12 protein-coding genes are annotated in these 16,162 nt (G+C 48.8%); 4 read left to right on the top strand and 8 right to left on the bottom strand.

What is annotated here, in order from left to right:
* The 8 genes from ACOI06_RS06155 to ACOI06_RS06120 all read right to left on the bottom strand — a co-directional run.
* Positions 1-138 (bottom strand): Arm DNA-binding domain-containing protein (locus ACOI06_RS06155; RefSeq protein WP_420661663.1); only part of this gene is annotated, 138 nt, incomplete at its 3' end.
* Between the two features lie 303 nt (positions 139-441).
* Positions 442-2,034 carry a glutamine-hydrolyzing GMP synthase gene (gene guaA, locus ACOI06_RS06150; protein ID WP_420661648.1) on the bottom strand — a complete coding sequence of 531 codons (1,593 nt, stop codon included), beginning with the start codon at positions 2,032-2,034 and terminating at the stop codon, positions 442-444.
* 26 nt (positions 2,035-2,060) lie between these two features.
* Positions 2,061-3,521, bottom strand: coding sequence for an IMP dehydrogenase (gene guaB, locus ACOI06_RS06145; protein WP_420661647.1), 1,461 nt, complete (start codon positions 3,519-3,521; stop codon positions 2,061-2,063).
* A gap of 127 nt (positions 3,522-3,648) precedes the next feature.
* Positions 3,649-7,677, bottom strand: a complete 4,029-nt coding sequence (gene purL, locus ACOI06_RS06140) for a phosphoribosylformylglycinamidine synthase (protein WP_420661661.1) — start codon at positions 7,675-7,677, stop codon at positions 3,649-3,651.
* 202 nt (positions 7,678-7,879) lie between these two features.
* The gene (locus tag ACOI06_RS06135; protein WP_420661646.1) at positions 7,880-9,046 is read right to left on the bottom strand and encodes an acetyl-CoA acetyltransferase; all 1,167 of its coding nucleotides are present in this window, start codon (positions 9,044-9,046) and stop codon (positions 7,880-7,882) included.
* 22 nt (positions 9,047-9,068) lie between these two features.
* A complete protein-coding gene (locus tag ACOI06_RS06130) occupies positions 9,069-11,633 on the bottom strand; it encodes a putative bifunctional diguanylate cyclase/phosphodiesterase (RefSeq protein ID WP_420661645.1) in 2,565 nt (854 codons plus the stop codon).
* Positions 11,634-11,649: 16 nt separating this feature from the next.
* Positions 11,650-12,015 carry a hypothetical protein gene (locus tag ACOI06_RS06125; protein ID WP_420661644.1) on the bottom strand — a complete coding sequence of 122 codons (366 nt, stop codon included), beginning with the start codon at positions 12,013-12,015 and terminating at the stop codon, positions 11,650-11,652.
* Between the two features lie 12 nt (positions 12,016-12,027).
* Complete coding sequence (locus ACOI06_RS06120; protein WP_420661643.1) at positions 12,028-13,314, bottom strand: NAD(P)/FAD-dependent oxidoreductase; 1,287 nt, start codon at positions 13,312-13,314, stop codon at positions 12,028-12,030.
* Positions 13,315-13,500: 186 nt separating this feature from the next.
* Between ACOI06_RS06120 and ACOI06_RS06115 the strand changes: the two genes are divergently transcribed.
* The 4 genes from ACOI06_RS06115 (at position 13,501) to ACOI06_RS06100 (ending at position 16,144) form a co-directional block, all read left to right on the top strand.
* Positions 13,501-14,169, top strand: a complete 669-nt coding sequence (locus ACOI06_RS06115) for an epoxyqueuosine reductase QueH (RefSeq protein WP_420661642.1) — start codon at positions 13,501-13,503, stop codon at positions 14,167-14,169.
* A gap of 101 nt (positions 14,170-14,270) precedes the next feature.
* Positions 14,271-15,017 (top strand): transporter substrate-binding domain-containing protein, encoded by a 747-nt coding sequence (locus tag ACOI06_RS06110; RefSeq protein ID WP_420661641.1) that lies wholly within the window; start codon positions 14,271-14,273, stop codon positions 15,015-15,017.
* A gap of 112 nt (positions 15,018-15,129) precedes the next feature.
* On the top strand, positions 15,130-15,543 hold the full coding sequence (locus ACOI06_RS06105; protein WP_420661640.1) for a DUF4168 domain-containing protein: 414 nt from the start codon (positions 15,130-15,132) through the stop codon (positions 15,541-15,543).
* Positions 15,544-15,760: 217 nt separating this feature from the next.
* Positions 15,761-16,144 carry a DUF4168 domain-containing protein gene (locus ACOI06_RS06100; RefSeq protein WP_420661639.1) on the top strand — a complete coding sequence of 128 codons (384 nt, stop codon included), beginning with the start codon at positions 15,761-15,763 and terminating at the stop codon, positions 16,142-16,144.
* Positions 16,145-16,162: the final 18 nt, after the last annotated feature.

Genomic DNA, 16,162 nt, shown 5'->3' with positions numbered 1-16,162 from the left:
CCGTCGACCGTTGATGAAGTAGTTGTAACGGAACGAAACAGCACCAGCAGGCGTGACGGCCATATACATTCCATCCCGCTCATTCATCTTGTAGAGCTTGTTCCTGAGCTTGAGATTACGTAGCCTGGTATCGGTCAATGTATCTTGTCCCTCTTCGTTTTCGATACCATGCTTAAAAACGTCAAACTTATAGTATTTTTCTATATAAAACAATATCTTAGTAAAATTCAATACTATTTGAACATAAAAAGAGCTGCATGATACTGGCTTCCATCATGGCATCATCAGTCGATAGCACCTGGTTTAATACCATGCTCAAACAGTGCTTACCGCTTCCATCTATTGCCAGACGGTGCCAAACAAAACCAAAAAAAAGCCCGTGGAATCACGGGCTTAGAGTCGCTTAATGCTTTTAGATGCCTGATCATGCCAGACGTGTAATCATTCCCACTCAATCGTGGCAGGCGGTTTGCTTGAAACGTCGTATACAACACGGTTAATCCCACGAACTTCGTTGATGATTCGTGTTGAGACCTTCGCCAGCAACGCATGTGGTAGTGGTGCCCAGCCAGCTGTCATAAAGTCTGTGGTTTGAACCGCTCTCAAAGCCACCACATATTCATAGGTACGCCCATCACCCATTACACCGACAGATTTCACAGGTAAAAACACTGCAAAGGCTTGAGACGTTAAGTCATACCAATTCTGCCCTGTTTCAGGATCCACGGTACGACGCAGCTCTTCAATAAAAATCGCATCAGCTTGACGCAATAAATCCGCAAAAGACTGATTAACCGCACCCAAGATCCGTACACCTAAACCAGGTCCTGGGAAAGGATGACGGTAGACCATTTCAGGAGGCAGACCCAACGCGATACCAAGTTTACGAACCTCATCTTTAAACAACTCACGCAGTGGTTCAAGCAGTTTAAGATTCAGGGTTTCGGGCAAACCACCCACATTGTGGTGTGACTTAATCGCAACTGCTTTACCACCTTTAGTGCCTGCAGACTCGATCACATCCGGATAGATCGTGCCTTGCGCCAACCAACGTGCGTCTTTAATCTCGCCTGCTTGCTGCTGAAAAACCTCAACAAACTCACGACCAATAATCTTACGTTTAGCCTCAGGATCGGAGACACCCTCAAGTGCCGTCATGAACTGTTCTGTGGCATTCACATGAATCACACGCACGCCCATGTGTTCACCCAAGGTGCGCATGACTTGCTCACCTTCGTTTAAACGCAATAAGCCATGATCCACAAACACACAAGTGAGCTGATCACCAATTGCACGATGAATGAGTGCTGCTGCAACAGATGAGTCCACACCACCCGACAGTCCCAGAATGACGTGTTCGTCACCGACCTGCTCACGAATTCGTACAACAGCTTCTTGCACATAATCCGGCATATTCCAGTCACCATGGCAACCACAGATCGTACGCACAAAACGTGTCAGAATTTCTGCGCCTTGTTTTGTGTGGGTGACTTCGGGATGAAACTGCACACCATAAAAAGAACGTGCCTCATCTGCCATACCGGCCAACGGACAAGAGTCCGTCGAGGCCATGCACACAAAGCCCTCTGGCAACTGCACAACCTGATCGCCATGGCTCATCCAAACATCGAGTAAGCCATGACCTTGGGCGTTTCGCGCATCTTCAATCCCATCCAACAAACGCGTGTGTCCACGTGCACGAACTTGCGCAGCGCCATACTCTCGGTGATCGGCCTGTCGCACTTCACCACCGAAATGCTTGGCCATTGCCTGCATGCCGTAGCAAATCCCTAAAACGGGCACACCCAGCTCAAAGACAGCCGATGGCACTTCAAGTGCATCTGGATCGCCTGTCGATAAATGGCTCCCCGACAAAATAATGCCGCGAATCCCTTTGGCTTTTTGAGCTTCCAGAAACTGGCTATCGACATCGCCTGGATATTGCTCACAATACACGCCGGATTCACGAACCCGACGCGCGATCAATTGAGTAAATTGTGAACCGTAGTCCAGAATCAGAATTCGTTCATGCATGCTGCTTTAAACCTGTATGGTGCGTTTTAATCAAGACGATAGTTAGGAGCTTCTTTGGTGATCTGGACATCGTGCACATGCGATTCACGCATGCCTGCACCCGTAATCTGAACAAATGTCGCTTCGTTACGCATTTGCTCAATATTGGCACAACCGCAGTAGCCCATAGAGGCGCGCAACCCACCCACCAGCTGGTAAATGATGTTGAGCACACTGCCTTTGTAAGGCACTCGGCCTTCAATCCCTTCAGGCACGTATTTATCGCTATTGTTGGACGGATCCTGGAAATAACGGTCTGCTGAACCATCAGCCATCGCACCCAAACTACCCATCCCGCGATAGCTCTTATAAGAGCGACCTTGATACAGCACAACCTCACCAGGCGCTTCTTCTGTACCTGCGAACATACCACCCATCATGACAGTTGAGGCACCGGCAGCGATGGCTTTGGCCACGTCACCTGAATAGCGCACACCACCATCAGCAATCAAAGGAACACCGGTTCCTTCCAACGCTTTAGTGACATCGGAAATCGCTGTAATCTGAGGAACACCCACGCCAGCGACGATGCGAGTCGTACAAATTGAACCCGGTCCAATCCCGACTTTGACGCCATCGGCACCTACATCCGCCAAATCACGTGCGGCTTGAGCGGTTGCGATATTGCCACCAATGACATCCACTTTGCTGTAGTTGTCTTTAATCCAACGAATGCGCTCGATTACACCGGCTGAATGACCGTGCGCTGTATCCACCACAATCAGGTCAACTCCAGCATTGACAAGTTTTTCAACCCGCTCTTCCGTACCGGCACCCACGCCAACGGCTGCACCGACGCGAAGCTGTCCGTATGCGTCTTTTGAGGCGAGTGGATGTTCTGTATTTTTAACAATGTCTTTGACCGTGGCCAGACCGCGCAATTCAAACGCATCATTGACAATCAAGACGCGCTCAAGACGATGACGATGCATCAGAGTCTGTGCTTCATCCAGTGTGGCACCTTCATGCATCGTCACCAGACGTTCTTGAGGTGTCATGATGCCGCGCAAAGGCTCATCGAGTCGATCTTCAAACCGTAAGTCACGGTTAGTCACAATTCCGACGAGCTTGCCATTCTCAACAACGGGCAAACCTGAAATACCGTGCTGGCGCTGCAATGTAATCGCATCACGCACACGCATTGTTGGGGTCACTGTAATCGGGTCGATCACAATACCGAACTCATGACGTTTCACACGAGAGACTTCTCGTGCCTGTTCGTCCGCAGTCAAGTTTTTATGGATGATGCCGATCCCACCTTCTTGAGCCATGGCAATGGCCAGACTCGCTTCCGTGACGGTATCCATCGCGGCCGAAACGAGGGGGATGTTTAATTTGATGTTTTTAGTAAGCTGCGTTGTCAGATTGGTGTCACGTGGCAGAACCTGCGAGTAGGCAGGTACGAGCAACACATCGTCAAACGTCAACGCTGTTTGAATCAGACGCATGATCAGGCTCCTGGCGCAAAATACGATTATACGACACCTGCGCCCTGCCTTGCACTGATTAACCCCTGTCCTTAAAGATCAAGGGTCGCATACGCCAGACCACAAGGCCTAGCGTATGGCTTCAGACTTAACCGATGGCGCGACGTGCGTTCAGGAAGAATTGCATCCAGGGGGTCAATTCACCACCTGAATCCTGCTCACCCCAACGGGTCGGTGCCCAAGACATCATGACATTGCGGGTTGTGCGTTCAGGATGGGGCATTAACGCCGTAAACCGACCATCAGCTGTCGTCACACCTGTAAGGCCATGTGGACTGCCGTTTGGATTCATCGGATAGGCTTGCGTAACCTGACCACGGGTATCAACGTAGCGCATGACACCCAACACTTTGTCCTGATCCCCTTGTTGTGAAAAGTCTGCAAACCCTTCACCATGCGCAACCGCTACTGGCAAAATTGCACCTTGCATACCTTGCGTAAAAATCGAAGGCGACGCATCGATTTCCACCATGGCCAAACGAGCTTCATACTTTTCTGAAACGTTACGAGTAAAGCGTGGCCAATATTCAGCACCTGGGATCATAGAAGACAACGCTGTCAACATCTGGCAGCCATTACACACACCCAGAGCAAAACTATCTTGGCGCGCGAAGAAATCACCAAATAAGCCGCGCAACTGATCATTAAACAGAATAGAGCGTGCCCAGCCCTCACCCGCACCCAAGACATCCCCAAAACTAAAGCCACCCACAGCCACCAAGCCAGCAAATGGTTCAAGTGTCGTGCGGTTTTCAAGTAAGTCTGTCATGTGGACATCATGCGACTCAAATCCGGCTCGATCAAACGCCCAAGCCATTTCCGCATGACTATTGCAGCCTTGTTCGCGCAAAATCGCAACACGAGGACGTGCCCCTGTGTTCACAAATGGTGCACTATCAATCGGCGATTGCGGATCATACGTAACACCTGAAGCAGACAGACCTGGATCTTCCACATCATCCCAAAGGTCGAACTCCGCTTGTGCACTCTCAGGATTGTCACGGCGGCTAGCAATACGCCAGCTCACCTCTGACCAAATCTTGCCAAGCTCTGCACGTGGGCGTGACCAGATTTTCTTGGCATCTCGGAAGATTTCAATCGTATCAGTCTCGTTCACGGCACCTACAACATGTGAGTACGGCGATAGACCTGCTTCACGCAAAGCTCGCAACACGACATCACGCTGTGCCAATGGCACCTGAATAACACCACCAGCTTCTTCGCAGAAAAGCGCTTTCAGTGTCAGTTCATCACGCTGAACAGCCACTTGTTCCGTGCGAATCTTATAGTCACCCCAGTCAGCCGCATACGGATCGATTGTCAACAAATCCACATTCATAGACACGCCACAATGGCCCGCAAACGCCATTTCCGTGATTGTGACAAACAAACCACCATCTGATCGGTCGTGATAAGCCAACACATGGCCAGCATCCGCAAGCTCGCGCAATGTTTGCATGTACGTGCGCAACAAATCAGCATCTTGCATATCAGGCACTTCTTCACCAAGCTGCATGCTGGTTTGCGCCAAGATCGAACCACCCATTCGTTGCTGACCTTTACCCAGGTCAATCAAAATTAAAGCGGTTGGACCTTGATCCGTTTTTAATTCAGGTGTCAATGTTTTACGGACATCATCCACCTGGGTAAATGCTGACACAATCAGCGACACCGGCGAAATCACTTCGCGCACTGGTTCAATCGCATCATCAGTTGGCCATTGTGTGCGCATCGACAGTGAGTCCTTGCCCACAGGAATTGAAATATCCAAGGCTTGGCAGAAGTCGCTCGCTGCACGAACCGTATCAAACAACACAGCATCCTGACCAAAGCTGCCGCATGCAGCCATCCAGTTTGCAGACAGCTTGATGTGGTCAAACGCTTTAAAGTCGCTGGCAGCAAGGTTTGTCAGGGATTCTGTAATCGCCATCCGTGCGGAGGCTGGACCATTAAACATCGCCAGTGGTGTTCTTTCACCCATGGACATGGCTTGTCCGCTCATGCTGTCATAATCAGTCAACGTCACCGCACAATCTGCCACAGGCACTTGCCATGGCCCCACCAACTGATCGCGACTCGTCAGCCCACTCACAGCACGATCACCAATCGTAATCAAAAACGATTTACTGGCAACCGCTGGATGGCGCAACACACGTTCAACCGATTCATCCAAGGTCAAAGGCACCAGATCAATTGCCTCGCTCACCATCGCTTCACGTTGCACGTCACGTAACATGCGGGGTGCTTTACCCAAAATGACATCCATGGGCACATCGACAGGTTTCACGGCCGTTTCATCGTCGTTTTCAACCACAATCAGTTCCCGAGCTTCACTTGTGACACCAATCACAGCAAACGGACAACGTTCACGCGCTGCAATCGCACTGAAGCGTTCCAGTTGATCCGGATGAATCGCAAGCACATACCGCTCCTGACTTTCATTGGACCAAATCTCAGCGGGCGACATCCCTGACTCTTCCAATTGAACCTGACGCAAGTCAAAACGTGCACCGCGTTTAGCATCATTCACCAGTTCCGGGAAAGCATTCGATAATCCACCGGCACCAACGTCATGAATCGCAAGAATCGGATTATCTGCACCCAACTGCCAGCAACGGTCAATCACTTCTTGTGCACGTCGTTGAATTTCAGGATTGGCACGCTGAACCGAATCGAAGTCCAATGATTCTTGGTTACCACCCACGCCCATGCTGGACGCAGCGGCCCCACTCATACCAATGCGCATGCCAGGGCCACCGATCTGAATCAGTAAAGCACCCACAGGTAGGTCAAGCTTACGGACTTGCCCATCCACAATACTGCCCAAACCACCCGCAATCATGATGGGTTTGTGATAACCCCAACGCATGCCCGCACCACTTTGCTCAAACGTACGAAAGTAGCCCAGCAAATTGGGACGTCCAAATTCATTGTTATACGCTGCGGCACCCAACGGGCCTTCAATCATGATGGACAAAGGTGTGGCAATGCGCGCTGGTAAATCATGATGATCGGCCTCCCAAGGCATAGGCGCATCGTCAAAGCGCAAATGAGAAACAGTAAACCCTGCAAGACCGGCCTTAGGACGAGAGCCTCGACCTGTCGCACCCTCGTCTCGAATTTCACCACCGGACCCAGTCGCTGCCCCAGCAAATGGCGCAATAGCTGTGGGGTGGTTGTGCGTTTCCACTTTCATGATGGTGTGCAACAGTGCCTCATGACGTGCATAAGCTGAAGGGCCTGCCATCGGTGTCGCTTGTGGCGCCCAGTAGGTCGATTGACCACCCTGCATCACGGCTGAGTTATCGCTATAAGCCACAATCGTGCCTTGCGGTGACTTCTGATGCGTCTGACGAATCATGCCAAAGAGGGTATCTTCCTGCGGTTGGCCATCAACAATCCACTGCGCATTAAAAATCTTGTGTCGGCAATGTTCACTATTGGCCTGCGCAAACATGAGCAACTCTACGTCCGTTGGATCACGCTCTAACCGAACAAATGCTTCATGCAAGTATTCAATCTCGTCATCCGACAACGCCATACCCCATTCCTGATTCACAGCGTCCAAGGCCTCTCGACCTTGTGACAGCACAGGCACCTGACACAAGGGCTTGGCTGTTTGCGTCGCGAACAAAGCACGCACATCAAACGATCCATCCACAACCATTTCCGTCATTTGATCGTGCAAGATCTTGGCGATTTGAACAAGCTGCTCCTGTGACCATGAGGATGTTTTAAGTAAGCCGCGCTTGGGAATCAGGTTGTAACGAATGCCACGCTCAATTCGACGTACTTGCGCAAATCCACAACGATGCGCCATATCTGTCGCTTTACTCGACCACGGAGAAATCGTGCCCAATCTCGGAAATACGCGCAACACAACACCTTCTTGCGTGGATTCAGCTGTTTTCGGGCCATATGTCAGAAATGCTTTTAAACGAACATCGACCTGCATATCCAAAGGCTCATTCAACCACACGATGTGTTCGTAAGTCGCCTCTATATCCTGAACTTTGATATCCAGTGCTGCAAGGCGTGCGATCAACTGATCAGTCCTAAAGCGCGACAGCACAGCGCTGCCTAGCAAAATCAAAACGTCTTTTTCAGAAGGAAGCATCTCAGATTGAGACAAATCAGAAGCACTAGATTCAGGGAGCTGTGACACAGGAACTCACTTAAAAAAATGGAAAATGATGGGTATGAATACGAGATTTTAACGGGTTTGACAGCACGGACTCAATCGACTGCAACCAAACAGACAATCGTCACTGAGAAATAGTCGTTCGTTAATCAACTCAAGTAGTGACGATCTACCGAATTTAATGGGCTTGCAACAAACTTAAATAATTTGCAACTGATGTGCCACCCATATTAAAGACAGCTCCCCGACGTGCTTGGGATAGCTGCATGTCACCCGCGGTACCACTCAACTGCATCGCTACCATCACATGCATCGACACTCCAGTGGCACCAATTGGGTGACCTTTTGACTTCAGACCACCCGAACGATTAACGGGTAAACGACCATCAGCACACACAACACCATCTAGAATGGCGCGTGCACCCTGCCCTCGTGGTGTCAAACCCATGGCTTCATAATGCATCAACTCGGCAATCGTAAAGCAATCATGTGTCTCTACAAAATCAAGGTCATCGAGCGTTAAACCAGCCTCCTGTAACCCTTGGCGCCAAGCGCGAGCAGCACCTTCAAACCAAGCCGAATCACGACGACTCAGTGGTAACCAGTCATTCACCTGGACACTAGCCAACCAACTGACAGGACGAACTTTCGCATCTGATGTAGTCTCTCGGGCAATCACAACTGCCGCAGCACCATCGGAGATAGGTGAACAGTCAGAACGTTTTAAAGGTCCGGCAACTACTGGGTTTTTATCGGACACGTCACGACAAAACTCAAAGCTTAAATCACGTCGCAAATGGGCATACGGATTGTCTAGACCATTGCGATGATTTTTAGCCGCAATCGCAGCCAATGCATCGGTTTGATCGCCATACTGTTCAAAGTAAGTTTGTGCAATCTGTCCAAAAATTCCGGCAAATCCGCCTGCAACTCCCGCTTCTTCCTGAACATAAGCACACTTCAGGAGAATGTCACCCACTTGTTGCGTCGGTAATTCTGACATCTTCTCAAAACCGATCACCAAAGCACGCTCGAATCGCCCTGAAGCCACGGCATCTCGAGCTGCCCAGATCGCTGCAGACCCAGTCGCACAGGCGTTTTCAAGTCGGGTTGCAGGCGTATGACGCAACTCTGGAATCGCCAGCCCTGCTAAAGAAGCACTGAAATCTTGCGGCAACAAGCCACCATTAAAGTTTCCGACAAACACGCCATCGATATCAGCAGCGGACAGCCCCGCATTGTCGAGTGCTTCCTGAGCAGCTTGAGCCATGAGCGTCTGAACGTCCACGTTATCGTGTTTTCCAAACTTGGTGTGGCCCCAACCGACCATCATGGTATTTTGCATGCCAAATTCCTTTTAAGATTAATTAAATGTTCGTGATGGGATAGCGACCACCATTTTTCTGTAACCGAGCGTAAATTTCATCCAGCGCGATGGGTTTTTCAAACAAGAACCCTTGCACCGCATCGCACCGCTCCTGACGCAAGAAATTAAATTGCTCAGCCGTTTCCACACCCTCAACCACGACATAAATTCCCAAATGATGTGCAATCGATAAAATCGCCAATAACACACCCGTATTCCCAAAATCTTCTGGAACATTTTTCATAAAGCTGCGATCAACTTTCAGCGAAGACAATGGCAACTGACTTAGATAGGACAGGCTAGAGTAACCCGTGCCAAAATCGTCTAACGCAACAGATACACCCATTCCATTTAAAGCCTCTAGTCGACGCGTCGCAACTTCGAGGTTATCGAGCAACATACTTTCTGTGATTTCCAGCTTCAGTCGATGTGGCGCTAAACCATGACGTCCAATCACGTCTCGGATACGAATTAAGAAATCACTTAAATGAAAGTAAACCGGTGAAATATTGACGGCAATCGCAATCTGTGACATTCCATGATTGGCTAAAAACGCCGCATCTTGACAAGCTTGTTCCAGAACTCGATCTGTTAGCTCAATGATCTTTCTGGATTCTTCGGCAACCGGAATAAACTGCTCCGGTGTTAAACCACCAGGCATCCGTAGTAAAGCTTCCAGTGCGTACACATGTCCCGTATTTGGATCTAGGATCGGTTGATAAGCCAACCAAAAAGCCTTTTGCTCAAGGTTTCGCACTAGAGCTGCATAAATCTGCTGATAACGGTTCGCCCTTTCGTCTAACACCTCACTGTAATATGCCCAAGGCGGATCCATCTGTTCTTGTGCTGCCCGAGAGGCCAAGTCCGCCTGATGCACCAACGCAGTGCAATCGACATCGCCTTCTTTCTGAAAACTCACCCCTGCGTAAGCACGTAACTGGAATGACTGGTGCTGGTATTCAACCGGTGTCGTCACCGTTTTCAAAAGCTGATCAATTAATAGTTGTGTTTGCACATGTGTTGTTTGTTCATCCGCGCTCTCCTCAGTCACAGCCACAAAACCAATTCCAACCATATTCGCAAGTTTGATTTGATCGCCGACAGTCTCTTCGAGTCGTCGTGCAATGCTTCTTAAAAAGTAATCAACCGCTTCATAACCTTGGGAATCTCGAATCAGTTGCAAATCGACCATTCGCACCATAATGACGACAACATGCCGATGATTCAGCGCACCCGAAGCACAAATGGCTTCTAAGTTTTCAAACAACGCTCTACGGTTACCCAAGTCCGTCGTTTCATCGTGATAGGCCCTATACAGCAAACGTTCAGCATGAGTACGCGCATGCCCAGCAAGTCTTTGACTGCGATTAGCCAAAAACGTAAATAACAAGCCAAATAACAACGCACCTTCGGGTAAAAATATACGCTCAAATGTCTCCAATGGATTCAAAAAACGCAAATCAAAATCGAGCGTCATGTCATGATGCAAATCTGTTGAGCTCTGTAAATGAGCCAGCACATTGGCGTCTTTAGGCTGCTCATGTGCAAATAAAACCTGATCGCCATGACGAACAACCAAACAACAGGCGGTCTGATTGGTATTTTCTAAATGTCGCCCTAACAAATCTAATAAGCTTGCGGTGGCCACTAAAAAATGGCCGTTATATTCACCCGCTGCAAACGGTAAAATAATCAATGCCTGTGTCGACTGGTGCTGAATCTCAGCAACTGGAAATAAGTGCACATCATTTGTTTCCATCGTATGTTCTAAAAATGCTCGAAACTGAGCGTTTTGTAGTGCATTTTCCAAAACACCAATTGGACTACCAGAAGACAAGGCGTCTTGATAAAAAGACAAATCAGGATTTAAAAAAGTCAATCGTTGCAGGTCATCACGTCGCTGCAATAAAAGTCCCATATCGACCTGAGAAAATACAAAGGGAACACGACCATCCATCCGACGCCAACCGTTGGCCATTCGCTCCAAATCTTCAAAGGCAGTGAGGACACCCTGAGTCGATTGCTCTTGCAAACGAGCCAGTCGATTGTGAGCAATATCTTGTGCATAGTCGACATCTCGCATAAGCAACAGATAAGCCGCTGACGTACTCAAAAACGTCCCTAAAAGTGCCACTAAAACGACTTGACGGCTACTCTGAAAAACACTCTTTAAATGAATCGTTGACCCGGGTCTCACAATGACAAAAGCACCTAGTAAGACAAACAACTGCCCCAACTGTGCAAAACCAAAACGCTGACCGGCCCAATCTGATACAAAATACTCAAAGAACCAAGTACTTGCTGCAAGCAAAACAGCCACAATCGCCAAAACAATCCTGAGCCGTGGCTTACAACAACCCATTAAAAAAAGCATCGCACTGGTAATCAGTAACGATGCCTGAAAGGGTGATAAAAACAAATACTTCTGGTCGACTAATCCAATCGACCACGCGCTCAGATAGCCTATCGCGCCCATCCATCCGAGGACGAACACAACCAGCAGAAGGATGATTGTTGAACCATCCCTATCTGCCATTTCCGCATAAGGATTCTCGTCTTTACGCATAGCTCCAAACGAAAGCTCAAGCTGCGACCGTTCTCGGTCCCTGACGCAGGGATCCGAAGTACAACCACAATACCCCCAATAATGAACCAGGGAACAACGCCATCATGTAGGCTGACAACACATCCACAATACTATGCAATCCAGCAAATGGCGCCATTGTCCACATTGGTACGAAAGGCGTGATGATGGCGGCCGTAATCAACATTACAAGAATGCCGTTACGAAGTAGTCTGAACGCACCCAAGTGTTTACGTCGCGCGTTTTTCAGACCACGCCAAAGTAGCAGCAAACCAATGAAACCTAAAATAGCTGCAAACACTAGCAGCCAACCAAGCATTTCCCAAGCAGTCATGACCATCGTCATGAATGTAATATCTTCCATCATTGCCTCCCGTTAGGCGTAGCCGCGCAGCATCGCGCGATAGGCACCAATCAGTGCTTTGTCTTCAATAAACCACGAGATCCACAACTCTTTAAGAGGATCAATAAATGGGAAGGACTGCACTAATCTACCTTCATAATCAAACTCAATCAACATTGCCGTCCCTTTCCCTGTGACCATTGGGCAGGATGTATAACCGTTGTACGAGCGAGGTGAGGTTTTACCAGCAACCGCTGCCACCATGTGATCCACTGCAACAGGTACTTGCCACTTCACGCTGGCGGCAGTTTTACCGCGAGGCACACCTGCCACATCGCCTACTGCAAACACATTCGGATAACGCGGGCTGCGCAGCGTGTGTTTTTCAACTTCAATCCAACCATCGGCCGCATTTGGACCGGTTTGCCAGGCCAGTGAGCTATCACGCACAGCCTGTGGTGCACGCATCGGAGGCACCACATGAATCATGTCATAGTCCGTCACCACATCACCTTCTGGTGTCTGGAACGTGGCTTGTCGAGCTGTGGCATCAATAGCCTTCAGAATATGGTGATAGCGCACCTGAATATCTCGCTCGGCAAACATTTCTTTCACACGAGCATTCACGGGCACAATGGCAAAGACCGCATCATTGTGTGCGTTATAAATAATGTCGCAGTTCTTACGACGACCCGCTTCACGCGCTTTGTAGTCTGTCACAAACGTCATCTTAAGGGGTGCACCTGCACACTTCATTTCGGTCTGTGGTCGACCTAGCAGACCAACTCCCCCTTTGGCAATGTATTGATCAATAACCCGTGCGGTCGCAGCCGCCGCTTCAGGTCCGTTGTAGATACTGCCAATCCCGTTTTGACCAATTAAATCGGCACTCATCCCTTCAATGGCCGTGTAATCCAGAGCCAGACCGGTTGTCACAAACAACCAGTCATAGTCATAAACCTTCCCGCTGGTTGTTGTCACCTTATTTGCATCGGGGTCAAACTCTGCGATGAACTCCTCGACCCATTTCACCCCACTCGGGATATAAGACTTGGTCGGTTCGACGGTTTGACTCGGTTGCCACCACCCCGCGCCTACGAGTGTCCAGCCCGGCTGAAAATAGTGGTTCATGCGCGCATCGAAAATCGTGATCGTTGCATTTGGTAATTGATCACGTAGGCGAGCCGCAATCGACAAACCCGCTGCCCCTGCACCCGCAATGGCCACATTGACCCTGTTTTGCGCTTTGACCTGAGAGCTTGCACCAAGACCTAGTGCAGCCACAGAAGCTGCACCGGTCAAAAAAGTTCGTCTCTGCATACTTTCCTCCCTTAGAATAGGGTCAAAGCAAAGGCCATCGACCCACAACATCAATCTGATCGCTTATGCTGTCATGTCACTATGACGACCTAAAAAGGTTTGTCTTAATTTGTCTTTTGACAGCTTGCATTTCTTTATTATATTGAATCACGAATTATGTCTCGCAAATCTTTATCAGTACAAACTATGAACGATCCTTTACGACCCAGTTTCAGTCTACCTGCAGATCGAAAAAAAGTCTTAATGCACTCCTGTTGTGCGCCCTGCTCTGCGGAAGTCATGGAAGCCATGATCGACAATGGAATTGAGTTTGATATTTTCTTTTACAACCCGAATATCCATCCAGTTCAAGAGTACGAAATTCGTAAACAAGAAAATATCCGTTTTGCAGAAAAACATGGCATTGGTTTTATTGATGCCGACTACGACATGGACAACTGGTTTGAGCGTGTCAAAGGACTCGAACACACACCTGAGCGAGGTGAACGCTGCACGGCCTGTTTTGACATGCGATTTGAGCGTACAGCACTCTATGCCCATGAGCATGGCTATGACACCATCACCAGCTCTTTAGGAATCTCACGCTGGAAAGACATGGATCAAATCAATGGCTGTGGTGAGCGCGCGGCGGCTCGCTACGACGATCTAATCTACTGGACTTACAACTGGCGCAAACATGGTGGCTCTCAGCGCATGATTGAAATCAGTAAGCGTGAAGCGTTCTACCAGCAAGAATATTGCGGCTGTGTTTACTCATTACGCGATACCAACAAACATCGCCGTGAGCGTGGTCGCGACCGTATCCACATCGGTGTGCGTTTTTACGGTCAAGATGAAATCAAACGCGACAAATAAGCTCGCCAAATGCAAATGCCGAATATCGGCAGACAAGCACGACACGGGCGTAACATGCGCAAATGAATGTTTAAGCACTCATCAAACTATTAGAGGCTCTTATGGATCAAAACATTGTGAAAGCATTTGCGCCCACCGGCGTATTGCGCGCTTCCATCAATACAGGTAACGCCGTTCTCGCCAAAGCGCTCGGCCAAGGTCAAGCTGGCGGTGTGTCCGTCAATATTGCAGAGCAACTCGCCAAAGCACTGGGCGTGGACCTAGAACTTGTAGTTTTTGACAAAGCAGCCTTATCAGTTCAAGCCGTCGAAGAGCAGCGTGCTGATATTGGTTTTTTTGCCATTGATCCTAAACGCGCCGATCAAATCTCGTTTACACATCCCTATGTGCTCATCGAAGGTGCCTATGTCGTACGTCAAGAATCTGACATCCAAGACAATGATCAGGTCGATGCAACAAATCATCGCATTGTGGTTGGTCAAGGCAGTGCCTACGACCTCTATCTGACGCGCAACATTAAACACGCCACACTCGAGCGCACCCCTTCTTCACAAATGGTTGTTCAGACGTTTTTAGACACTGAAGCGCAAGTGGCAGCTGGGGTTCGTCAGCAGCTTGAATTCGATTTGCGAGAGCGCCCTTTCTTACGTATGTTGCCAGGACGCTTTATGGTTATTCGTCAGGCTATGGGAATCCATAAATCTCGGGGACCTGAAGCAGCGGCTTTTTTACGTGAATTTGTAGAACGCGTCAAAGCGCAAGGATTGGTTCAACAATTCCTAGATGATCACGGGATTGAAGGTGCAGGCGTGGCTGGCCCAAGCGATCCAGCTGACTCGCCCATCTGAGATATTGGATAGCAAGGTAGTTACACGCTTTTGAATCAATCTGTTAACCTCAAAATTCCTTAGTTAATCTCATTGCCTTCACACAAAGGCTCTGACAACCCACGGAGAATAAATGAAGCAACAGATTGCAATTGCGCTGTCAACCGCCGCTCTTCTATTGATCACCTTTGGCTTAAATACTCACGCCACAACAAACACTCATTCACATCTTGTCACACAATCCAGCTCAACCACATACTCGTTTAGTGATCAAGAATTAATCGCTTTCATTCAAGCCGTCAAAAAAATCCAAGAAACTCCAACCCAATTCGATTCTGAAATTTCAACGATTGATCCTAAAGCGCAACTCAGAAAACTAGATCAGCAAGAAAATCTGCAAACAAGACGCGCCATCAGAAGCACGGGTTTAAGTGTTGCCTTGTTCTCTATCATCGCCACGCAATTGTTAGATGACCCTGACTTAGTTGAAAGATTGTTCAAACTGAGCAGTCGACTAGCTTTGGACTTAAGCGCATTCGGAACTTAAGTGCTCCCGAAATAAGAGCGCAGCTGGAGTCCTAGGATCGTGAAATTGAAGATAAAGACATTGCTTCTTTAAGCGATTCTAGTGAATAACCGGTCTGAAAGATTTTGTAGAAACACGGTTTGGTGGTTTACACACGCACAATGGCTTTGTTACCTTGAAAGCTCCATAAATCGTCTCGATGTCTTTAAGCAAGGCACAGACAAAGTACGGAGAACGAATGAAGAAACAGATCACAATCACCTTGTCGACCGCCACTCTTTTATTGGGCACCTTCGGTTTAAACGCCCACGCCACCCCAGCCGCAACCAGCTCGCCACTTCATGTTGCCCAAACAACCGCTACTGCATCCTTTAGCGACCAAGAACTCATCGCATACGCAAAAGCGTCTCAAAAAGTCAATGACATTTCAGCTCAGTACGCACCTAAAATTGAGACAGCAGCTTCTGAAGCTGAACAGCGAATCTTGCTTCAACAAGCCGACCAAGACATGGTACGAGCCGTGAGGAGTACCGATTTAAGCGTTGAAAAATTCAATACCATCACCGCAGCCGTGCAGGCACATCCGACACTCATCGAAAAAATCACCAAACTAGTAAACTGAGCAATCAGTCGATTATCT

Source organism: Orrella sp. 11846 (genome assembly GCF_048820935.1).
Taxonomy (GTDB): Bacteria; Pseudomonadota; Gammaproteobacteria; order Burkholderiales; family Burkholderiaceae_B; genus Algicoccus.
The sequence above is the reverse complement of the archived record's forward strand: the minus strand, read 5'-3'. Positions and strand labels throughout refer to the sequence as shown.

Coding starts and splice junctions, on each gene's coding strand:
- guaA (WP_420661648.1), bottom strand. CDS start 2,034: ATGCATGAACGAATTCTGATTCTGGACTACGGTTCACAATTTACTCAA.
- guaB (WP_420661647.1), bottom strand. CDS start 3,521: ATGCGTCTGATTCAAACAGCGTTGACGTTTGACGATGTGTTGCTCGTA.
- purL (WP_420661661.1), bottom strand. CDS start 7,677: ATGCTTCCTTCTGAAAAAGACGTTTTGATTTTGCTAGGCAGCGCTGTG.
- ACOI06_RS06135 (WP_420661646.1), bottom strand. CDS start 9,046: ATGCAAAATACCATGATGGTCGGTTGGGGCCACACCAAGTTTGGAAAA.
- ACOI06_RS06130 (WP_420661645.1), bottom strand. CDS start 11,633: ATGCGTAAAGACGAGAATCCTTATGCGGAAATGGCAGATAGGGATGGT.
- ACOI06_RS06125 (WP_420661644.1), bottom strand. CDS start 12,015: ATGGAAGATATTACATTCATGACGATGGTCATGACTGCTTGGGAAATG.
- ACOI06_RS06120 (WP_420661643.1), bottom strand. CDS start 13,314: ATGCAGAGACGAACTTTTTTGACCGGTGCAGCTTCTGTGGCTGCACTA.
- ACOI06_RS06115 (WP_420661642.1), top strand. CDS start 13,501: ATGAACGATCCTTTACGACCCAGTTTCAGTCTACCTGCAGATCGAAAA.
- ACOI06_RS06110 (WP_420661641.1), top strand. CDS start 14,271: ATGGATCAAAACATTGTGAAAGCATTTGCGCCCACCGGCGTATTGCGC.
- ACOI06_RS06105 (WP_420661640.1), top strand. CDS start 15,130: ATGAAGCAACAGATTGCAATTGCGCTGTCAACCGCCGCTCTTCTATTG.
- ACOI06_RS06100 (WP_420661639.1), top strand. CDS start 15,761: ATGAAGAAACAGATCACAATCACCTTGTCGACCGCCACTCTTTTATTG.